The 20,084-nt window shown below is 68.4% G+C and carries 18 protein-coding genes; 3 read left to right on the top strand and 15 right to left on the bottom strand.

Features of this window, described 5'->3' with window-relative positions:
* Window positions 1-419: 419 nt before the first annotated feature.
* The 5 genes from tyrS to FS787_RS16570 all read right to left on the bottom strand — a co-directional run bounded on the left by tyrS (window position 420) and on the right by FS787_RS16570 (window position 6,296).
* Window positions 420-1,733 carry a tyrosine--tRNA ligase gene (tyrS, locus tag FS787_RS16590; protein ID WP_144674107.1) on the bottom strand — a complete coding sequence of 438 codons (1,314 nt, stop codon included), beginning with the start codon at window positions 1,731-1,733 and terminating at the stop codon, window positions 420-422.
* Window positions 1,734-1,882: 149 nt separating this feature from the next.
* The gene (locus tag FS787_RS16585; protein WP_144674105.1) at window positions 1,883-4,111 is read right to left on the bottom strand and encodes an AAA family ATPase; all 2,229 of its coding nucleotides are present in this window, start codon (window positions 4,109-4,111) and stop codon (window positions 1,883-1,885) included.
* A gap of 162 nt (window positions 4,112-4,273) precedes the next feature.
* Entirely contained in the window at window positions 4,274-4,816 is a 543-nt protein-coding gene (locus tag FS787_RS16580; RefSeq protein ID WP_144674151.1) for an adenine phosphoribosyltransferase, read from the bottom strand.
* A 93-nt stretch (window positions 4,817-4,909) separates the two neighbouring features.
* Window positions 4,910-5,524 carry a hypothetical protein gene (locus tag FS787_RS16575; RefSeq protein WP_144674103.1) on the bottom strand — a complete coding sequence of 205 codons (615 nt, stop codon included), beginning with the start codon at window positions 5,522-5,524 and terminating at the stop codon, window positions 4,910-4,912.
* 79 nt (window positions 5,525-5,603) lie between these two features.
* A complete protein-coding gene (locus FS787_RS16570) occupies window positions 5,604-6,296 on the bottom strand; it encodes a DNA-3-methyladenine glycosylase (protein WP_144674101.1) in 693 nt (230 codons plus the stop codon).
* Window positions 6,297-6,387: 91 nt separating this feature from the next.
* Here FS787_RS16570 and FS787_RS16565 point away from each other — a divergent pair, with 91 nt between their 5' ends.
* Both FS787_RS16565 and FS787_RS16560 read left to right on the top strand, forming a co-directional pair.
* Window positions 6,388-7,932: a DNA-3-methyladenine glycosylase 2 family protein gene (locus FS787_RS16565; protein WP_144674099.1), complete on the top strand. Its 1,545-nt coding sequence runs from the start codon at window positions 6,388-6,390 to the stop codon at window positions 7,930-7,932.
* The gene (locus FS787_RS16560) at window positions 7,929-8,441 is read left to right on the top strand and encodes a methylated-DNA--[protein]-cysteine S-methyltransferase (protein ID WP_144674097.1); all 513 of its coding nucleotides are present in this window, start codon (window positions 7,929-7,931) and stop codon (window positions 8,439-8,441) included. Before FS787_RS16565 ends, FS787_RS16560 begins: the two co-directional genes overlap by 4 nt.
* 19 nt (window positions 8,442-8,460) lie before the next feature.
* Here the strand turns inward: FS787_RS16560 and FS787_RS16555 are convergent, their stop codons facing one another.
* The 10 genes from FS787_RS16555 to argC all read right to left on the bottom strand — a co-directional run bounded on the left by FS787_RS16555 (window position 8,461) and on the right by argC (window position 18,622).
* Window positions 8,461-9,201 carry a maleylpyruvate isomerase family mycothiol-dependent enzyme gene (locus FS787_RS16555; RefSeq protein ID WP_144674095.1) on the bottom strand — a complete coding sequence of 247 codons (741 nt, stop codon included), beginning with the start codon at window positions 9,199-9,201 and terminating at the stop codon, window positions 8,461-8,463.
* Between the two features lie 38 nt (window positions 9,202-9,239).
* The gene (locus FS787_RS16550) at window positions 9,240-9,770 is read right to left on the bottom strand and encodes a pyridoxal 5'-phosphate synthase (protein ID WP_144674093.1); all 531 of its coding nucleotides are present in this window, start codon (window positions 9,768-9,770) and stop codon (window positions 9,240-9,242) included.
* A 100-nt stretch (window positions 9,771-9,870) separates the two neighbouring features.
* Entirely contained in the window at window positions 9,871-11,298 is a 1,428-nt protein-coding gene (gene argH / locus FS787_RS16545; protein WP_144674091.1) for an argininosuccinate lyase, read from the bottom strand.
* A gap of 5 nt (window positions 11,299-11,303) precedes the next feature.
* A complete protein-coding gene (locus FS787_RS16540; RefSeq protein WP_144674089.1) occupies window positions 11,304-12,509 on the bottom strand; it encodes an argininosuccinate synthase in 1,206 nt (401 codons plus the stop codon).
* 150 nt (window positions 12,510-12,659) lie between these two features.
* Window positions 12,660-13,193 carry an arginine repressor gene (locus FS787_RS16535; RefSeq protein WP_056432286.1) on the bottom strand — a complete coding sequence of 178 codons (534 nt, stop codon included), beginning with the start codon at window positions 13,191-13,193 and terminating at the stop codon, window positions 12,660-12,662.
* Window positions 13,193-14,164: an ornithine carbamoyltransferase gene (gene argF, locus FS787_RS16530; RefSeq protein WP_144674149.1), complete on the bottom strand. Its 972-nt coding sequence runs from the start codon at window positions 14,162-14,164 to the stop codon at window positions 13,193-13,195. Before argF ends, FS787_RS16535 begins: the two co-directional genes overlap by 1 nt.
* A gap of 26 nt (window positions 14,165-14,190) precedes the next feature.
* On the bottom strand, window positions 14,191-15,450 hold the full coding sequence (locus FS787_RS16525; protein WP_144674087.1) for an acetylornithine transaminase: 1,260 nt from the start codon (window positions 15,448-15,450) through the stop codon (window positions 14,191-14,193).
* Window positions 15,447-16,403 carry an acetylglutamate kinase gene (argB, locus tag FS787_RS16520; RefSeq protein ID WP_144674085.1) on the bottom strand — a complete coding sequence of 319 codons (957 nt, stop codon included), beginning with the start codon at window positions 16,401-16,403 and terminating at the stop codon, window positions 15,447-15,449. Before argB ends, FS787_RS16525 begins: the two co-directional genes overlap by 4 nt.
* Window positions 16,404-16,427: 24 nt before the next feature.
* Entirely contained in the window at window positions 16,428-17,594 is a 1,167-nt protein-coding gene (gene argJ / locus FS787_RS16515) for a bifunctional glutamate N-acetyltransferase/amino-acid acetyltransferase ArgJ (RefSeq protein ID WP_144674083.1), read from the bottom strand.
* A complete protein-coding gene (argC, locus tag FS787_RS16510; protein ID WP_144674081.1) occupies window positions 17,591-18,622 on the bottom strand; it encodes an N-acetyl-gamma-glutamyl-phosphate reductase in 1,032 nt (343 codons plus the stop codon). The genes argJ and argC overlap by 4 nt, the downstream gene beginning before the upstream one ends.
* Window positions 18,623-18,830: 208 nt before the next feature.
* Here argC and FS787_RS16505 point away from each other — a divergent pair, with 208 nt between their 5' ends.
* Window positions 18,831-19,922, top strand: a complete 1,092-nt coding sequence (locus tag FS787_RS16505) for an acyl-CoA desaturase (RefSeq protein ID WP_144674079.1) — start codon at window positions 18,831-18,833, stop codon at window positions 19,920-19,922.
* The last annotated feature ends 162 nt before the right edge of the window (window positions 19,923-20,084 follow it).

Genomic DNA, 20,084 nt, shown 5'->3' with positions numbered 1-20,084 from the left:
CAAATTCAACCAATTCAATACAATAAATTGGTATCAACAAACTTGGCACACTATTGAGTTCTCAAACAACAGACACATTCGAATTACTATCCGAAACAATTCAATGTAATTGAATTCTTTTGTTTCGCTTTTCCTTCGCTGCGATATTTCAAGCTTATTTCATTCATATCCACTTTGCAAATCCAGTTTTTCATCTGAATTTCACCCAATGGAGCGAATCCGCCCAGCATAATTGGAAGCAATCTTTCATTTCTGCACCGAATGCTCCAGGGGAGCAGAAAGTGCTAGAAGAATTGCTTCTCTATTTTTGTTGGGGTTGGCCGCCACTCTTCGGTGGCGACTCAGAAAACAATACACGCTCCTCCCCGACCTTGCAACTGGATCCGGGAGGAGCGTGCAGATGACGCGCGGGTGTCTGGCTAGGCTGCGGTGACTTCGACCGTGGCCAGATTCTTCTTGCCACGGCGAAGGAGGAGGTAGCGTCCGTGCAGCAGCTGGCCGGGCTCGATGACGGCCTCCGGATCCGCCACTTTGGCGTTGTTGACGTACGCCCCGCCCTCCCCCACCGTCCGGCGGGCCGCGGATTTGCTCTCCGACAGGCCGGTTGCCACCAGGAGTTCGATGATGCCCAGGCCGCCGGTCTCCACAGTGGCGGACGGCAGCTCAGACGTCGCCGCCTTAAGCGTGGCCTCGTCGAGGACGCTCAGGTCACCGTTGCCGAACAGCGCGGCGGAGGCGGCAATCACCTTCTCCGTGGCGTCCACGCCGTGAACGAGGGAGGTCACCTCGTAAGCGAGCTTCCGCTGTCCTTCGCGGGCGAACGGCCGCTCGGCCACCGCGGTCTCCAACGCCTCGATCTCGGCACGGCCCAGGAACGTGAACACCTTCAGGCGTGCCACCACGTCGCTGTCCGCGGTGTTGAGCCAGAACTGGTAGAAGGCGTACGGGCTGCACATCTCCGGATCCAGCCAGATGGCGTTGCCCTCGCTCTTACCGAACTTTGTGCCGTCGGCGTTCGTGATGAGGGGTGTACCCAGTGCGTGGACATGCTTGCCCTCGACTTTGCGGATGAGGTCGGTGCCGCTGGTGAGGTTGCCCCACTGGTCCGACCCGCCGGTCTGCAGGACACAGCCGTAGTCGCGGAAAAGCTGCAGGTAGTCCATCCCCTGCAGGATCTGGTAGCTGAACTCCGTGTAGCTGATGCCCTCGTCGGAGTTCAGCCGGTTGGCGACGATGTCCTTCTTGATCATGGTGCCGACCCGGAAGTGCTTCCCGATGCCGCGCAGGAAGTCGATGGCGCTCAGCGGCGCGGTCCAGTCCAGGTTGTTGACCATCCGGGCCGCGTTGTCGCCCTCGAAGCTCAGGAACCGCTGGACCTGTTCCTGCAGTTTGCCGACCCATTCGGCGACGGTCTCCGGAGTGTTCAGCACGCGCTCGGCGGTCTGCCGGGGATCGCCGATCAGTCCGGTGGAGCCGCCCACCAGCCCGAGGGGCTTGTGGCCGGCCAGCTGGATCCGGCGCATTAGCAGCAGCTGGACCAGGTTTCCCAGGTGCAGGCTCGGAGCGGTGGGATCGAAGCCGCAGTAATAAGTTGCGGGATCACCGGCGAGCAGTTTTTCAAGCTCCGCCTCATCCGTTGAGACGTGGACAAGGCCGCGCCATTTCAGCTCCTGCCACACGTTGGCGAAGCTGGGGTCATTCTGCTGGGAACGTAGATCATTTAGCTGGGACACGGAATCTAAGTTAGCAGGATCAGGGCACGCTCAGCGCGTGTGACCGCCCGGCAGCCCAGCGCCGGCAGCGGCACGACGGCGGGCTGCCGCCGCCGTCGTGCGTTCTGCTGAGGCGGGACGCCCTCGCGCCCCGAAGCGGCGGGCAGTACTCAGTCTTCGATGCCGGCAGGCACGTCGGCGGCGGCGATGAGCCGAAGCCGCTGGGTGGGGCGGGTCATGGCCACATACAGGTCACCGACGCGGCCGTGCTCGTGGTTGAGCATCGCGGACGGTTCCAGCACCACTACGCCGTCGAACTCCAGGCCCTTGGCCTCGCGGGGACTGATCACCACGATGTCCTGCACGTAGCTGCCGGCATCCGTGCCGACGCGGCGGCCATAGACAGCGCGCAGCGCGGCGGTCGCCTCCGGGAGGAGCTCGCCGTCGGCGATGACGGCCAGCAGTCCGCCGTCGAGGGATGCGAGCTCCTCCGGCAGGACCTCGACGAGCTTGGCAATGATCTGGCCGGGCTCGACGCGGTCGATCACCGGGGCCCAGCGGCCTTCGCGGACGGCCTTCGGCGCCGAAACAACCAGTCCGGCAGCGTTGGCCATCCGTGCGGCCGCTTCCGCGATCTGCGACGGCGTGCGGTAGTTCACGGTGAGTTCCTCGAGCTGCCAGCGGTCGCCAAACATGGGCGCCAGGGCGCTGTGCCAGGAATTGGCGCCCGCCACTGAGCTCGTCTGGGCGATGTCGCCCACGATGGTGAAGGACTTCAGCGGGCAACGGCGCACCAGCAGACGCCACTGCATCGGCGAGAGTTCCTGGGCCTCATCCACCACAATGTGCCCGAACGCCCAGCTGCGGTCTGTCGTGGCGCGCTCGGCGGCGGTGAGCCGGGCCTCGCGTTCCTGGTTCTGGTCCACGAGTTCTTCCGCGGACATCAGGACGTCCACGCCGGCGGTCTCCATGTTGACCAGCGTCTGCTTGGCGTTGGCCAGATCGCGGGCGCGGTCGTGTTCCTGCTGGGCCAGTCCCCTGCCGGCCGCCGCGTCGAGGTCGCCGAGCAGTTCGGCGGCCTCGTCCAGCAGCGGCACGTCCGCTTCGGTCCATGGGGCGTCGGCGGGACGGAGCAGCAGTTCACGTTCGGCCGGGCTGAGCATGGGGGTGCAGGCTTCCAGGATCGCCGGCCTGCTGAGGAGTTCACCGATGAGCTTTTCCGGGGTCATCGGCATCCAGCACAGGTTCAAGGCGATGCGGACGTCCCGGGCGGAGCGGACGTCCTCGGCCAGGTAGGAGCGGTCGGCGTTGTTGCCGATGCTGCCGGCTTCCACCAGTTCCGTCATCTGCTCCGTCAGTTCGCGCAGCAGGATCTTGACGAAGGACACACGGGCCTCGTTGTGCGGTTTGCCGGTGGAGCGGGCCCGGTCCCGGGCGCGGCGGACCTGACGGGGCGTCAGGACGAGTTTGCGCCCGTCCACTTCGAGGATGCGGTTGGCCGCCGGAATGCGCTGCCGGTTGGCCACGGCGTTCGCCACGACCTCGGCCATGTCCAGCCGGCCCTTGATCGCCGCGACGTCGGCTTCGGGCTCGGCGACGGCATGGATGCCCGGCATCAGCCGGCCGACACTCGCCATGACTACGCCGGTCTCGCCGAGCGACGGCAGGACGCGCTCGATGTATTTCATGAACGACGACGACGGTCCCACCAGCAGGACGCCTGCGGTCTTGAGCCGGTCGCGGTGGGTGTAGAGCAGGTAGGCGGCGCGGTGCAGCGCCACGGCGGTCTTTCCGGTGCCCGGGCCGCCCTGGACCACGAGGGCGCCGGAGATCGAGGAGCGGATGATCCGGTCCTGTTCGGACTGGATGGTCCCGACAATGTCGGACATCCGTCCGGTCCGCTTGGAGTTCAGGGCGGCCAGCAGGGCGCCCTCACCCTGGAGGGAATCGTTGTCAGCGAGCATGTCGGCGTCGAGCACGTCATCCTCGATCGCCTTGACCTCGCGGCCCTGCAGGATGAGGTGGCGGCGGCGGCGCACACCTTGCCGGTCAAACGCCGTGGCCTGGTAGAAGTGCCCGGCTTCCGGCGCGCGCCAGTCCAGCATGAGGCGCTGCAGGTCCTCGGTGGTCAGGCCGATACGGCCGATGTACTGGGCCTCCCCCGAGTCCAGGTCAAGGCGGCCGAACACGAGCCGGTCGTCGACGGCGTCGAGCTGCGCCAGGCGGTCCTCGTAGAGTGCCGCGAACGCGTCCCGCTCGGAAACGTTCTGCATGGTGCCCACCGCACCGGCACGTCGTACCTGCGCCAGCTGGGCGCGCTTTTCCGCCCGCAGCTCATCCAGCCGGGCGTAAAGTCCGGCTACATAGTCGCGTTCATGGGCCAAATCAGCGTCGTGCATCGAACGTTCCCCTATCGAAAAAGACAGACCAACCATTCTACAACCATTTCGGTCTCCCCAGCGGCACATGTCAGCTTTTTGCAGGCAGTCTACCGAGGCCTGCGGAATCGTCCATCCGGGGCGGAGCTCACGCGCCCCTTCGGATGCCGCAGCGGGGCGGGGTTACAGGCGCAGGAGGGAGTGGACCCTGTGGCCGTCCAGGGCCGGGCGTCCGCCGAGTTCATCCAGTTCCATGACCACCCCCACACCGGCCACCTGGATGCCGCAGCGTTCGAACAGCCGGGCGGCGGCGCCGAGTGTGCCGCCCGTCGCGAGGACGTCGTCGAGGATCAGGACGCGGCTGCCGGGAGCAAGGTCCGTGGTGTGCAGTTCCAGGGTGGCGCTGCCGTATTCGAGGGCGTAGTCCTCGGCCACCACTTCACGCGGCAGCTTGCCGGCTTTGCGGACGGTGACGACGCCGGTGCCCGTGGCGTACGCCGCGGCCGCGGCCAGCAGGAAGCCCCGGGCCTCCACGCCTGCGACGGCGTCGAACTGGCCCTTGAACGGGGCCACCAGTGCGTCCACCACGGCCTTCAGTGCCGCGGCGTCGGCGAAGACGGGGGTCAGGTCCTTGAAGACGATGCCGGGTTTGGGGTAATCGGGGATGGTGGCGCACAGGCTGCTGATCAGCTCATCCACTGGTGTGGTGGTCTCATTCATGGTCATTGTGGTCTGGTGCGGCTCGCTTTGGTTCACCCGTCAACCCTACTGGCTGGCCCCGCACCGCGTCCTGGAGACCGGCCCCGTGACCGGACCGAGTCACCCGGCCTGGTCGCCCGACCCCGCAGCTTCCGCCCCACCGGCCGGTGCGGTGGGAGGGCTCAGGAGGTCCTGGGCGAGGCCGTAGTCGACGACGTCGAGCGCCTTTCGGAGCGCGTGCTCCGCGTCAAAGCGTAGGGCAGCCGCCGCACGCAGACGGCGGGGGTCATCCGCCCATTCCGAGCGGCGGAACCGGTCGGCGTCGCCGTGCAGTAGCCGGCCGTAGAGGACGTCCTCGAAAATCTCACGATCGTCAGCCGGCGCTGGTTCCGGCACGTCATGCTGGCGGCCCTGGACCATCTCCGCGGTGAACAGACCGGCTACGGCGTCCGCCCCGTCCGCGAGCTTCCGGTCCGCTGTGTGGTTGCACAGGCGAATGGCCCGCACCACGAGCTTGAGGGAAACGTGTTCGTCGCGAACGATGAATTTGCGCAGCAGGGCCGCCCGGAAGAGCTCCACCCACAGCCGGCGCTCCCCCTCGGGGGAATCCGGCGGGACCGGCCCGCTCTCCGGCTGGAACAGCTCAACCATCCGGAAGTAGTCGGCGGCCAGCGCCGCGAAGATCTGGAGCCTTTCGAGCTCGCTGCGTGGCTTTCCGCGCTTGCCCTCACCCATAAGACCCCATCCTTCCCCCTGCCGTCGGGCCTTGGGAATCACCAGGACTGCCACCCCGGGCCGCTGGCCCGCCGGTCCGCTATTTCAGGCGGACTTTCGCTGCTTTGTAGCGGGAGACAGTCGGGTCGCCTCTGAGCCAGAAGCGCCAGGGGTACTCGTCGGTGCCCCCGGCGCCGGAGACACCAACACGCGGTCCTGACAGAACATCCACCGCCGGCACGGCCGGCAGTTCCAGCCGGAACGGGGCCAGGAGCGCGTCCCGGCCGCTGTCCGCCGTCGTGATGCCGAGTGCGGTGGCGAGCCGGGCCGGGCCGCTCGCCAGGTCCTTGGACGCTTTCGACGTCGGCCGGCGCTTGAGCGCCAGGGGCTCCCCGGCGACGATCTCGCCCGCCCGCAGCAGCAGGGCGGACGCCACCCCGTCGGGCCCGCAGACGATGTTGGCGCAGTGGTGCATTCCGTACGTGAAGTAGACATACAGGTGGCCGGCCGGGCCGAACATTACCGCGTTGCGGGCCGTGGCGCCCCGGAAAGTGTGCGATCCGGGGTCCGGGTGCAGTGAATCGTGCGGGCCCAGGTAGGCCTCCACTTCGGTGATCCGCACGGACACGGGGCCGTCGCGCCCCTCATGCGTCATCACGGCGCCGAGCAGCTGCGGCGCCACCTGCCGGGCGTCCCGGGACAGGAGCTGCCGCAGTTCATCGGCCGGCCCGCCGGCAGTGAGTCCGCCGGCAGTGAGTCCGTTGCCGGGCACGCCGGGGGTCGCATTATTCATGCTCCGACTTTAACAAACGGCCAATCTGTCCCTCCACGGCCGTGTCCGATTTCCGCTAGCAGCCGCTCCGGGAAGCTGGCAGGATGAGGTCATGGACTTCTGGCAGCGCTACCGGGCAATCGACGCCCGCGATACCCGGTTCGACGGGCAGTTCTACACTGCTGTCCGCACCACGGGCATCTATTGCCGGCCGTCCTGCCCGGCCCGGACCCCCAAGGCGGGCAATGTCACCTTCTACGAAACCTCCGCCGCCGCGCACGACGCCGGCTACCGGGCCTGCAAGCGCTGCCTGCCCGAGGCCGTGCCCGGCACGCCGGCCTGGAACCTGCGCTCCGACGTCGCGGGACGGGCCATGCGGCTCATCAACGACGGTGTGATCAACCGCGACGGCGTGGAAGGGCTCGCTGCCCGGCTGGGGTACTCCTCCCGGCAGCTCAACAGGATCCTGAGCCACGAGCTTGGCGCCGGCCCGCTGTCGCTGGCGAGGGCAAGCCGGGCCCAGACCGCCCGCACGCTGCTGGTCTCCACAACGATGAAAGCCGCCGAGATTGCCTTCGCGGCAGGCTTCAGCAGCGTCCGACAGTTCAACGAAACCATCGGCGAGGTCTTCGCGATGACCCCCTCGGCGCTGCGGGCCACCGCGCGGCACCACCGCACGCCCGCGGTGGCCGCTGTGTCGTCGACGGCTCTGACGCTGAACCTGCCCTACCGCGAGCCGTTCGATCCGGGGGTCTTCGACTTCCTGGCAGTCCGGGCCATCCCCGGGATCGAGGAAGGCTCGTCCACCTCCTACGCCCGGACCATGCGCCTGGCGCACGGCGACGCCCGCTTCCGGGTGGACTACGACGCCGGAGTGCCCGGGCGTCCGCTGGTGCTGACCATCGGCGCCGTCGACCTCCGGGACCTGCCGTCCCTGCTCAGCCGGGTCCGGCGGCTGCTGGATCTCGACGCCGACCCGGTCGCCATCGACGGCGCGCTGGCGTCCGATCCCCGGCTGGCCGCCAGCATTGCTGCCACGCCCGGCATCAGGATGCCGGGCGCGGTGGACCCTCAGGAGTTGCTGGTCCGGGCCATGATCGGGCAACAGATCACCGTCGCCGCCGCCCGGACCGCCCTCATCCAGCTGTCCGCATCCGGGAGCGAGTGCCTGGTTCCGGGAGACGGGCTGCACCGGCTGTTTCCCACGGCAACGCAGATCGCGGACACCGGCTTTGAACTCCTCCGCGGCCCGCAGCGCCGCATCGACTCGGTCCGGGGTGCTGCCGCGGCGATGTCCTCCGGTGAGCTCGATTTCGGGTACGGCGACGATCTGCCCGGGCTGGAGGCCAAGCTGCTGCCGCTCGCCGGCGTCGGGCCGTGGACGGTGGGCTATGTGGCGATGCGCGTGATCGGCGCCCCGGATGTATTCCTGGCCAACGACGCCGCCGTGCGCAACGGCATCCGCTCACTGGCCAACGACGCAGCCGGCGGCGCCCGGGCCTGCGAAACGTCCCTGAGTCCTGACTTCCGTGAGCTCAGTCCCTGGCGCTCCTATGCCACCATGCACCTCTGGCGCGCTGCTGCGGCAGCACCGTCCGGAGCCCGGACCAGGCCAGTCCGCACGCTGTCCCCCATCCCGAAGAAAGCGACACCATGAAAGCCCAACTGTTGACCATGTCCACCCCGGACGGTCCGTTCACCATCATTGCCCGGGACGGGGCTGTCCTTGCCTCCGGCTGGACGGCAGCCCCGGGTGAACTGACCGGGCAGATCCACCCGGACCTGCTGCCGGGGGAATTCGAAACAGTCGTCGGACTCGGCGCCATTTCTGCGGCGGTGAACGAGTTCTATACCGGGAACCCGGGGCCGGCCATGGGCGTGCCGGTGGTGCAGAAGTCGGGTCCGTTCCGGGGCCATGCCTGGGACATCCTCCGGACGGTCGCGCCGGGGCACCCCGTAACGTACACCGAGTACGCGGCGCTCTCCGGAAATGCGAAAGCCGTCCGCGCCGCGGCAAGTGCCTGCGCCTTCAATGCGGCGGCGCTTTTTGTGCCCTGCCACCGGGTGATCCGCACCGACGGGAGCCTGGGCGGCTTCCGCTGGGGCCTGGCCATCAAGGAAAGCCTGCTGGACCGGGAGCGTCAGCAGGCCGCCGGCGCGGCGTAGCGCGGGCTGGGCGAAGGCGTCAGCGTGTGGCGGGCACTCCGGCGGGCCACGGCAGCAGCTCCGGGAGATCCACACCGTCGGCCGCTGCGGTGGCGCGCAGGCTGCCGAGCGTCGGTGTGCGTCCGGCGAGCCAAGCCGCGATGTCGGTCAGCATGCCGTTGATCGCCGTCGACCGTCCGCCGGGGGTGCCGAGGGGCACCGCGGGCAGGCCGAGCGGCTGGAGAACAAACCGCTGCCCTTCCGGCACCCGGGCGGCCAGGAAAGTGAAGAGCCCCTCGCAGAACGGCCGGCTCCACGTTTCCGGGCCACGGCCCGTGCCGAGGTCGGTGGCGTGGATGACCAGCTCGCGCCACAGCGCCAGGCCGCCGTCGAAGACGACTCCCCCGCGGAAGCTTATGGGTGTCTGCCAGCCGGCGTCGTCCAGCGTTCCAAACGCACGCAGCGCCCGGTCCAGGGCGGCCTCCAAGTCAGCCCGGTGTTCATCGATGGTGTGCCCGGCGGCCATCTCGATGGCGCGAGTCCGGCCTTCGTAGCCGCCGTCGTAGAGCTCGACGTTCTCCCCCTGGGCGGCGAATTCCAGCTGGCGGGCCATCGCGTTGGCGATGCCGCAGATGTGGGCCAGCACGTGTCCCCGGGTCCAGCCCGGCAGTTCCGAGGGGGCTTTGACGTCCTCCTCGCTGAGGCTGGCGGCGATTCCGGTCACGACGCCGGCAGCGCGGCGGAGTTCTTCCAGGAGTTTTTCGGGGGTGATTGCGGTCATGGCGATCATCCTAACCGAGCGCTCTGGATAAATCCCGATTAACTGAATGTCGCCTGGCCATAGCGGTGCCGGATGTGCCGGCGGTCATGCCGGGCCTGCCAGAACTCGATCTCGCGGGGGCGGACGGCGTAGAGCTGCCAACTGGGATTCCCGCTGCCGTCGGCGCCGGGCCGGTCGTGCCAGTCGGACGCGGACGCTTCCGCCGAGAGCTCGACAACGCTGCCGGCGACGCGGACCTGCCGGCCCTGCTGCTGCCAGAAGAAGTTCAGGGCTGCGTGCGGATTCTCCGAGAGTTCCCGGCCCTTCCGGGAGTCGCGCGACGTGGCGAAGTGCCAGCCGTCGTCGTCGATGTCTTTGAGGATCAGCATCCGGGAGGACGGCCTGCCGCGTCCGTCGGCGGTGGCCAGGCTGCAGGCGTTGGGCTGCGGCACCCCGGCGTGCAGCGCCTCGTCCAGCCACAGCCGGAAGAGTTCGGTGGGATCCGCGGGGGCCGTGGCCGGGTCGAAGTCCGGCAGCTCGTCCGGGAAATCGGGCAGAGCGCGCAACATCTGGCGGAAGGATTCGCTCATGCACCCAGCCTAAACGCCGCGACTTGGCACTTCGCGGCAATGTTTGCGAAAAACACTGCCGCGAAGCGCCAACTCGTGGGCTGGGCTGTGCAGGCGGAACCTACCCGGCGTATTCGCGGACGCCGGCGAGCTCGCCCTCAAGGGCAAGCAGCTGGCGCTCGACGGCGGCCGGCGCGGTGCCGCCCTGCGAGTTCCGGCTGTTGAGCGAGCCCTCGGTGGACAGGACCGTGCGGACCTCCGGTGTCAGGTGCTCCGAGATGGCGGCGTATTCCTCATCCGTCAGGTCCCAGAGTTCGACGCCGCGGCTTTCCGCCTGCTTGACGGCGGCACCGGAGAGCTCATGCGCCTCGCGGAAGGGCACACCCTGGCGGACCAGCCATTCGGCGATGTCCGTGGCCAGCGCGAAGCCCTGCGGAGCCAGTGATTCCATCCGTTCGGTGTTGAACGTCAGCGTCGCGATCATGCCGGAGACTGCCGGGAGCAGCACCTCCAGGGTGTCGGCGGCATCGAAGACCGGTTCCTTGTCCTCCTGCAGGTCGCGATTGTAAGCGAGCGGCAGGCCTTTCAATGTGGCCAGCAGCCCGGTCAGGTTGCCGATCAGCCGGCCGGCCTTTCCTCGTGCCAGTTCCGCGACGTCAGGGTTCTTCTTCTGCGGCATGATCGAGGAGCCGGTGGAGTAGGAATCGTGGAGGGTCACGAACGAGAACTCCTTCGTGGCCCACAGGATGACTTCCTCCGACACCCGGGAGAGGTCCACGCCGATCATGGCCGTGATCCAGGCGAACTCGGCGAAGACATCGCGGGCGGCGGTGCCGTCGATCGAGTTGTGCGTCGCGGAGTAGAAGCCCAGGTCCGCGGCCACGGCTTCCGGGTCCAGGCCCAGCGAGGAGCCCGCCAGGGCACCCGAGCCGTACGGCGAAACGCCGGCGCGCTTGTCCCAGTCCTGGAGCCGCTGCACGTCGCGCAGCAAAGCCCAGGCGTGGGCCAGCAGGTGGTGGCTAAGCAGGACCGGCTGGGCGTGCTGGAGGTGGGTGCGGCCGGGCATGGCCACCCCCTGGTGCGCCCTGGCCTGCTCCACCAGCGCATCGATCGTGGCGAGCACGCCGCGGGCGATGATCCGGGCGTGGTCGCGCAGGAACATCCGTCCCAGCGTGGCCACCTGGTCGTTGCGGGACCGGCCGGCGCGGAGCTTGCCGCCGAGCTGGGTGCCGGCGCGCTCGATCAGCCCGCGCTCCAGCGAACCGTGCACGTCCTCATCCGACTCCGCCGGCAGGTAAGCGCCGGAGGCGACATCCTCATCCAGCCGGGTCAGGGCGGCAAGCATGCCCTCGAGTTCGGCGTCGTCCAGCAGCCCGGCTTTGTGCAGCACGCGGGCGTGCGCCTTGGACCCGGCGATGTCGTAGCGGGCCAGCCGCCAGTCGAAGTGCGTGGACTTGCTCAGCGCGGCGAGGGCGTCCGCGGGGCCGCCGGCGAACCGGCCGCCCCACAGCGCACCCGTGTTGGTAGCTTCTGACTTTTGCTCAGCCACGCGGGCTACTTTCCTGCGACGCGGATGTCGCGGCCGGAGGCGACCTTGGCCGACATGCCCCACAGCTCGATGAACCCGCGCGCCATCGACTGGTCGAACGTGTCGCCGGTGTCGTAGGTGGCGAGGTCGAAGTCGTACAGCGAGGTGTCCGAGCGGCGCCCGTTGACGATCGCCTGGCCGCCGTGCAGCACCATGCGGATGTCACCGGAGACGTACTTCTGCGTGTCCTCGATGAAGGCGTCGAGGGAGCGCTTGAGCGGGGAGAACCACTGGCCGTCGTAGACCAGCTCGGCCCAGCGCTGGCCGACGGTGGCCTTGAAGCGCGCCTGCTCGCGTTCGATCGTGATGTCCTCGAGGTGCTTGTGCGCGGTGATCAGCGCCATCGCGCCCGGGGCCTCGTAGATTTCGCGGGACTTGATGCCAACGAGGCGGTCCTCGACGACGTCGATCCGGCCGACGCCCTGGGCGCCGGCGCGGCGGTTGAGTTCCTTGATGGCCTGCAGCGGGGTGACCTTGACGCCGTCGATCGCGACCGGGACGCCGGCTTCGAAGGAGATGGTGACCTCATCGGGCGCCGGCGGGAATTCCGGGGCGGCGGTGTAGTCGTAGATGTCCTTCGTGGGGGCGTTCCAGATGTCCTCGAGGTATCCGGTTTCGACGGCGCGGCCCCAGACGTTCTGGTCGATCGAGTACGGGTTCTTTTTGGTGGTCTCGATCGGCAGTCCCTTCTCCTCGGCGAAGGCGATGGCCTTGTCCCGGGTCAGGGCGAGGTCGCGGACCGGGGCGATGCACTTCAGGTCCGGGCCGAGGGTCTGGATGCCCACCTCGAAGCGGACCTGGTCGTTGCCCTTGCCGGTGCAGCCGTGGGCCACGGTGGTGGCGCCGAATTCGCGGGCGGCCTTGACCAGGTGCTTGACGATCACCGGGCGGGAGATCGCGGAGACCAGCGGGTAGTGGCCCTGGTAGAGGGCGTTGGCCTTCAGCGTGGGGACGCAGTACTCGTTAGCGAACTCGTCGCTCGCGTCAGCCACATAGGCCTCGACGGCGCCGCAGCCCAGGGCGCGCTGGCGGATCGTCTCCAGCGATTCGCCGCCCTGTCCGACGTCGACCGCCACGGCGATGACCTCGGCGCCGGTTGCTTCGCCGATCCAGCCGATGGCTACGGAAGTATCCAGGCCACCGGAGTAGGCCAGCACAATACGCTCAGTCACTTGAATTGCTCCTTAGTTATTGGGGAAAAGGTCAGTTGTTGGGGAAAGGTCAGTTCGTGGGGAAATGTCGGGAAAAATCCCGGGGTGAAGCGTGTCTACTGAAAGCCTGTCACATCCCGGTGGCAGGCCCAATCTTCGGGCCGGGGGCGGTCAGCCGGTACCGGCTTCCTCGGCGAGCTGCAGGAAACGGGCCGCCAGAGCCGCGCCGCCCAGCGGGTCGCGGGTGACCAGCAGCACGGTGTCGTCGCCGGCGATGGTGCCCAAGATGGAGGGCATCACCGAGTGGTCGATCGCAAGGGCCAGGAAGTTGGCCGCGCCGGGCGGCGTCCGGAGCACCACGATGTTCGCGGACGCTTCGGCGGTGACCAGCAGTTCCCCGCAGAGCCGGGCCAGCCGCGCGTCGAGGATCTCCTGGGTGACGCCGCTCTTGGCGGCGCGCTCCCCGCCCTCCCCCGGCACCGCGTAGACCAGGACGCCGTCCTTGCCGCGGACCCGGACGGCGCCGAGCTCCACGAGATCCCGGGACAGCGTGGCCTGGGTGACTTGGACGCCGTCGTCCGCGAGCAGGGCCGCCAGTTCCGCCTGCGAGCGGACCGACTCACCGGTGAGGATCGCGGTGATCCGCGCCTGCCGCGCCGTCTTGGTGGCCGGGCTGGCCCCCGGGGAGGCGGGCTGGACGGACACTAGCCGAGCCCCTCGACAACAGCCAGCCCGGAGCGGTGCATGAGCCAGGCCATCAGGGCCTTCTGGGCGTGCAGCCGGTTCTCGGCCTCGTCCCAGACAATGGACTGCGGGCCGTCGATCACGGCCGCGGAGATCTCGTAGCCGCGGTAGGCCGGCAGGCAGTGCAGCACGACGGCGTCCGGCGCCGCGAGCTTCATGGCGGCCTCGTCCACGGCGTAGCCGCGGAACAGCTGCAGCCGGGCTTCCTTCTCGTCCTCCTGGCCCATGGAGACCCAGGTGTCGGTGGCGACGACGTCGGCCCCCAGCAGCGCCTCGGCGGCGTCCACGGTGACGAGCACCGAGCCGCCGGTCTCGGCCGCGCGGTCTTCGGCCGCCGCGATGATGGCCGGGGACGGCAGGTAGCCTGCGGGGCCGGCGATGCGGACATGCATGCCCGCGGTGACGCCCGCCAGCAGGTAGGAGTTGGCCATGTTGTTGGCGGCATCGCCCAGGTAGCTCATGGTGAGGCCCTTGAGCTCGCCTTTGTGCTCCTTGACGGTGAGCAGGTCGGCGAGGAGCTGGCAGGGGTGGTAGTCATCGCACAGGGCGTTGATAACCGGGACGGCCGAGTTCGCGGCCATGGCGACGAGCCCGGAATGGGCGCCGGTGCGCCACACGATGGTGGACACCATGCGCTCCAGGACCTTGGCGGTGTCCTCGACGGATTCCTTGTGGCCGATCTGCGCCTCGCCCGGGTTGATGATGAGCGCGTTGCCGCCCATGTCCGCGACGCCGGCGGCAAAGGAGACACGTGTCCGGGTGGAGGTCTTGTCGAAGATCACGGCGACGGTCTTCCGACCGCTGCCTTCCGCGGCATACGGCTGCACGCTGTAGGGTGCGGCCTTCATCCGGACGGCGAGGTCCAGGACTTCGGCCTGCTCGGCCGGGGTGAGGTCGGTGTCCTTGAGGAAGTGGCGGGTCTGGCTCTTCAAAGTCAATTTCGGAACTTCAGTCGCGTTCACTGGGCGTCCTTTGCGGTCTGGAGGAGGGCGGGCAGCGCCGCGAGGAAGCGGTCGGCCTGGTCGGTGGTGAGGATCAGCGGCGGCGCGAGCCGGATGGTGTGCGGGCCGGGGCTGTTGACGATGAAGCCCGCGTCCAGGCCGGCTGTGACAACGGCAGCGGCGACGTCGGCGTCGAGGTCGAAGCCGATCAGGAGCCCTTCGCCGCGGACCTCGGTGACGCCGTCGATGGCGGCCAGGCCGGAGCGCAGGTGCTCCCCCACTTCCCGGACATGGGTCAGGACCTGCTGGTTTTCCAGGACGTGCAGGGTGGCCAGCGCCGCGGCGGTCGCCACCGGGTTGCCGCCAAAGGTGGTCCCGTGCTGGCCGGCGGACAGCAGCGAGGACGTTTCCGGGCCGAAGGTGATGAGCGCGCCGATCGGGAACCCTCCGCCGAGGCCCTTGGCGAGCGTCACGGCATCGGGAACAATCCCGGCGTCCCCGCTCGCGAGCCACTTCCCGGTGCGGCCGATGCCGGTCTGGACCTCGTCCAGGATCAGCAGGGCACCGGCGGCGCTGGTGGCCTCCCGTGCGGCCTTCAAGTAGCCGGCGGGCAGCGGGCGGACACCGGCCTCGCCCTGGATCGGCTCGAGGAAGACGGCGGCCGTCGACTCGTCCACCGCGGCGCGGAGGGCGTCGACGTCGCCGAAGGGGATGTGCACGACGCCGGCGGGCAGCGGGGCGAACGGCGCCCGGTAGGCTTCCTTCGCCGTCAGTGCCAGGGCTCCCATGGTGCGGCCGTGGAAGGCGCCTTCGAGCGCGATGATTTTGGTGCGCGGCGTCGCTGCGGATCCAACATTGCGGCGGGCCAGTTTAAAAGCGGCCTCGACGGCTTCAGTGCCGGAGTTGGCGAAAAACACCTTGGAACCGGCCGGGGCCTTGCTGATGTCCAGCAGCTTCTCGGCCAGCGCAATCTGGGTGGGGCTGGTGAAGAAATTGGAGACGTGCCCCAGGGTGGCGAGCTGGCTGGAGATCACCGAGGTCACGAAGGGGTGCGCGTGGCCCAGGGCGTTGACCGCGATCCCGCCGAGCAGGTCCAGGTATTCCTTGCCGTCGGCGTCCCAGACCAGGCAGCCGGCGCCACGGACGAGGACCCGCTGCGGCGTGCCGAAGACCCCCAGCAGCGAGGACGAATAGCGGGACAGCCACTGCGCGCCGGTGGTTTGGCCGCCGGTTTCGACTATTTCCGTCAGCTCGGGTGCGGTTTCGATCTGGTTCATTTGTTGTCCTCGTCCGGGACGACCTGCGTGCCGATGCCCGCCGTCGTGAAGGTTTCCAGCAGCATCGAGTGCGGCAGCCTGCCGTCCACGATGTGCGCGCGTTCCACTCCGCCGTCGACGGCCTTGAGGCAGGCTTCCATCTTGGGGATCATCCCCGACTCCAGGCGCGGCAGCAGATCGCGCAGTTCGGAGGCCGTGAGTGAGGAAATCAGCGAGGAGCGGTCGGGCCAGTTGGCGTAGAGGCCCTCGACGTCGGTGAGGATCACCAGTTTCGAGGCGCCGAGGGCTTCGGCGAGGGCGGCGGCGGCGGTGTCCGCGTTGACGTTCAGGACCTGCCCGGTGGTCTGCGCCTGTTTGGTTGCGGCGTCCAGGCTGCCGTCGTCGAAGATTTCGGGGGCCACAGTGGAGATCACCGGGATCCGGCCGGCGGCGATGATGTCCAGGATGCCTTCCGGGTTGACCCCGATGACCTCGCCCACCAGGCCCAGGTCCACCTCTTCGCCGTCCACCACCGTGCCGGTGCGGACCGCGCGGAGCAGGCCGCCGTCCTCACCGGACATCCCGACGGCGTAGGGGCCGTGGGAGTTGATCAGGCCCACCAGCTCGCGGCCCACCTGGCCGGTGAGGACCATCCGGACCACGTCCATGGCCTCCGGCGTGGTGACCCGCAGCCCGCCCTTGAACTCGGATTCGATGCCGAGCCGGCTGAGCATGGCGTTGATCTGCGGACCCCCGCCGTGCACCACAACGGGGTGGATCCCGACGTGGTGCAGGAAAACGACGTCCTCGGCGAAGGCGCGGCGGAGTTCGTCGTTGACCATGGCGTTGCCGCCGTACTTGATCACCATGGTGGTGCCGGCAAAGCGCTGGATCCAGGGCAGGGCCTCGATCAGGGTGCCGGCCTTGCCCTGGGCGTCCGCCATGGAGGTGGTCTCGCGGGTCTGGGTGTTCATCGTGTTCGTCCCTCCGGGAACTGCCTAGCTGGAGTAGGCGCTGTTTTCGTGGACGTAGTCGTGGGTGAGGTCGTTGGTCCAGATGGTGGCTTCCGCCCCGCCGGCCTGCAGGTCGATCTCCACCAGGACCTCGCGGGGTTCCAGGTCCACGAGGCCGCGGTCATCGCCAATGCTGCCGTTGCGGCAGATCTGCACGCCGTTCATGGACACGTTGAGCTGGTCGGGCTCGAAGGCGGAGTCGGTGGTGCCGACGGCGGAGAGCACGCGGCCCCAGTTGGGGTCCTTGCCGAAGATTGCGGCTTTGAAGAGGTTGGAACGCGCGACGGCACGGCTGACCACCTCGGCGTCCCGCTCGCTGGCGGCGTTGAAGGTGCGGATCGCGATGTCGTGGCTGGCGCCCTCGGCGTCGCCGATCAGCTTGCGGGCCAGTTCCGCGCAGACCTGGGTCAGGCCCGTGCCGAAGTCGACGGCTGACGGCACTGCACCCGAGGCGCCGGAGGCGAGCAGCACCACGGTGTCGTTGGTGGACATGCAGCCGTCCGAGTCCGCCCGGTCGAAGGTGACCCGGGTGGCGTCGCGAAGCACGACGTCGAGCATTTCCGGCTGGACGTCCGCATCGGTGGTGAGGACCACCAGCATCGTGGCGAGGCCCGGGGCGAGCATGCCGGCGCCCTTGGCCATGCCGCCGATGGTGAATTCCTTGCCCTCGGCATCGGTTCCGGTGAAGACCGCCTGCTTCGAGACGGAGTCCGTGGTCATGATCGCGGTGGCGGCGTCGGATCCGCCGTCGGTGGTGAGCGCCGCAGAGGCGGCGCCGATCCCGGACAGGATCTTGTCCATCGGCAGCTGCTCACCGATCAGTCCGGTGGAGCAGACAAAGACGTCGGTGGCGGAGACGCCCAGCGCCTCGGCGGTTTTCTCTGCGGTGGTGTGCGTGTTCTGGAACCCCTGCGGGCCGGTGCAGGCGTTGGCTCCGCCGGAGTTGAGGATCACGGCGTCCACACGGCCGTCCTTGACCACCTCGCGGGACCAGTGCACAGGCGCTGCGGCCACCCGGTTGGAGGTGAACACGGCCGCGGCGGCTTTCGCGGGGCCGTCGTTGACCACGAGGGCGAGGTCGGGGTTGCCGGAGGCCTTGAGGCCGGCCGTGACGCCGGCGGCGCGGAATCCCTGGGGGGCGGTGATGCTCACGGTGCGACTCCCTGCAGTTCGAGGCCGGCGGTTTCCGCCAGGCCGAGGGCGATGTTCATGGACTGCACGGCGCCGCCGGCGGTCCCCTTGGTCAGGTTGTCGATGGCACACGTGACGATCACGCGGCCGGTGTGGCTGTCGAGCGCCAGCTGCATCACGGCGTGGTTGGAGCCCTGCACGGACTTGGTGGAGGGCCAGCGGCCTTCCGGCAGCAGATGCACGAACGGCTCGTCGTCGTAGGCTTCGCTCCAGGCGTGGCGCAGTTCCTCCGCGGTCACGCCGGGCCGCACCTTGGCGGTGGCGGTGGTGAGGATGCCCCGGCTCATGGGGGCGAGGGTGGGGGTAAAGGAGACGGTGACCGGGGCGTTCAGCGCCTTGGACAGTCCCTGTTCGATTTCCGGTGTGTGCCGGTGCCCGCCGCCCACGCCGTAGGGGCTCATGGAGCCCATGACCTCGGCGCCGATCAGGTTGACCTTGGCGGCCTTGCCCGCCCCGGACGTGCCGGACGCGGAAACGATGACGACGTCGTCCGCCTGCAGCAGGTGGTTGCTGAAGCCCGGGGTCAGGGCGAGAAGGGCCGACGTCGGGTAGCAGCCGGGGACGGCGATCCGCTTGGCGCCGCGCAGGGCCTCGCGCTGGCCGGGAAGCTCGGGCAGCCCGTACGGCCAGGTGCCGGCGTGCGGGGAGCCGTAAAACTTCTCCCAGGCAGCCGCGTCCTCCAGCCGGTGGTCGGCGCCGGCGTCGATCACCACGGTGCCGGCCGGCAGCTGCGCCGCGATGTCGGCGGAGGCGCCGTGCGGAAGGGCCAGGAACACGACGTCGTGTCCGGCCAGGTTCTCCACGGTGGTGTCTTCGAGGATGCGGCTGGCCAGGCCGTGGAGATGGGGCTGCAATTCCCCTAGTCTGGAACCGGCGTTGCTGTGCGCCGTGATGGCGCCGATGGTGACGTCGGGGTGGCCGGCGAGGAGCCGCAGCACCTCGCCGCCGGCATAACCGCTTGCGCCGGACACGGCAACAGAAATAGTCATAGCCACGACTATACAGCAAGAGTATGCATAGATGCCGATATTTATGCATGAACTGCCGCGTGCCCCCGGCTCTGCTGCCGCTGCTGTTCCGCGGGAATCCGGAGGGCCGTGGAATGCCGGAGCGTATGCTTGGAGCAGGGTGATCCAGACCGTGCAGTCCGAGTGTCGGGTGCAGCGTTGCCCGTAACAGTCTCGAGGAACGCGTTACATGACCCTCACCACCGCAACGCCGGAGCGACCGAAATCGCGGATCCGGCAGCCCAACGCCGTCGTCCTGAGCTACTCGGAACTCCTGAAAACCGTCAAGGCCGCGGGCCTGCTCGAACGCCGCGTGGGCTTCTACATCACGGTGTTTTCGGTTCTTGTGCTCCTGATGACCGCCACGTGGTTCGGCTTCGCCCTGATTGGCGACAGCTGGTTCCAGCTGCTCATCGCCGCCGCCCTGGGCATCCTCTGCACCCAGCTGAGCTTCCTGGCCCACGAGGCCGGGCACCGGCAGATCTTCGCTTCGCGCCGCGCCAATGACTGGGCCGCACGGCTGCTCGCCACGTCGGTCGCCGGGATCAGCTACTCCTGGTGGGAGCAGAAGCACGGCGCGCACCACAACCACCCCAACGTCATCTCTAAGGACCCCGATATCGCCACGGGCGCCATCGCGTTCCACCCCGAGGGTGCCGCCACCCGGCAGGGACGGTTCTCCTTCCTCACCCGCAAGCAGGGCTGGTTCTTCTTCCCGCTGCTGTTCCTGGTGGGCCTGGGCCTGCAGATCGATTCGATCAAGTTCATTTTCCAGCGCGCCAAGGTGACGCACCGCTGGGTTGAGATCCCGATCCTCCTGGCCCGGCTCAGCCTCCTGCCGGTGCTCGCGTTCACCTTCCTGCCGTGGGGCATGGCGCTGGCGTTCATCGCGGTCCAGCTCGCGGTCTTCGGGTTCTACATGGGTGCTTCCTTCGCCCCGAACCACAAGGGCATGCCGGTCCTGCCGGCCGACAGCCGGGTGGACTTCTTCAGCCGCCAGGTCCTGACGTCCCGGAACATCTCCGGGGGCTTCTTCATGGACATCCTGCTCGGCGGTCTCAACCGCCAGGCCGAGCACCACCTCTTCCCGGACATGGCCCGCCCGCAGCTGGATAAGGCCGCCGTGATCGTCCGCGAGTTCTGCGCGAAGCACCAGGTTCCGTATACGGAAACCACGCTGCTGCAGTCCTACGGCATCATCGTGCGGTACCTCAACGACGTCGGCCTGTCCGCCGGACGCCACTTCGAGTGCCCGATGGCCACCGTTACCCGCCGCTACTAGGCGGCAGTGCGGCGCGAAGGCGCCCTCACAGGCATACCGAATTCAGAGTTTGACCCGAAGTGACGGCCGGATACCGGCCGTCACTTCGTCGTTGGCTCCGTTATCCCTAGGATGGGTGCAGACGCGGGGCCAGGACATTCAACCCCGCACGTCAGCCCCGAA

The organism is Arthrobacter sp. U41, from assembly GCF_007679325.1.
Lineage (GTDB): Bacteria > Actinomycetota > Actinomycetes > Actinomycetales > Micrococcaceae > Arthrobacter.
The sequence above is the reverse complement of the archived record's forward strand: the minus strand, read 5'-3'. Positions and strand labels throughout refer to the sequence as shown.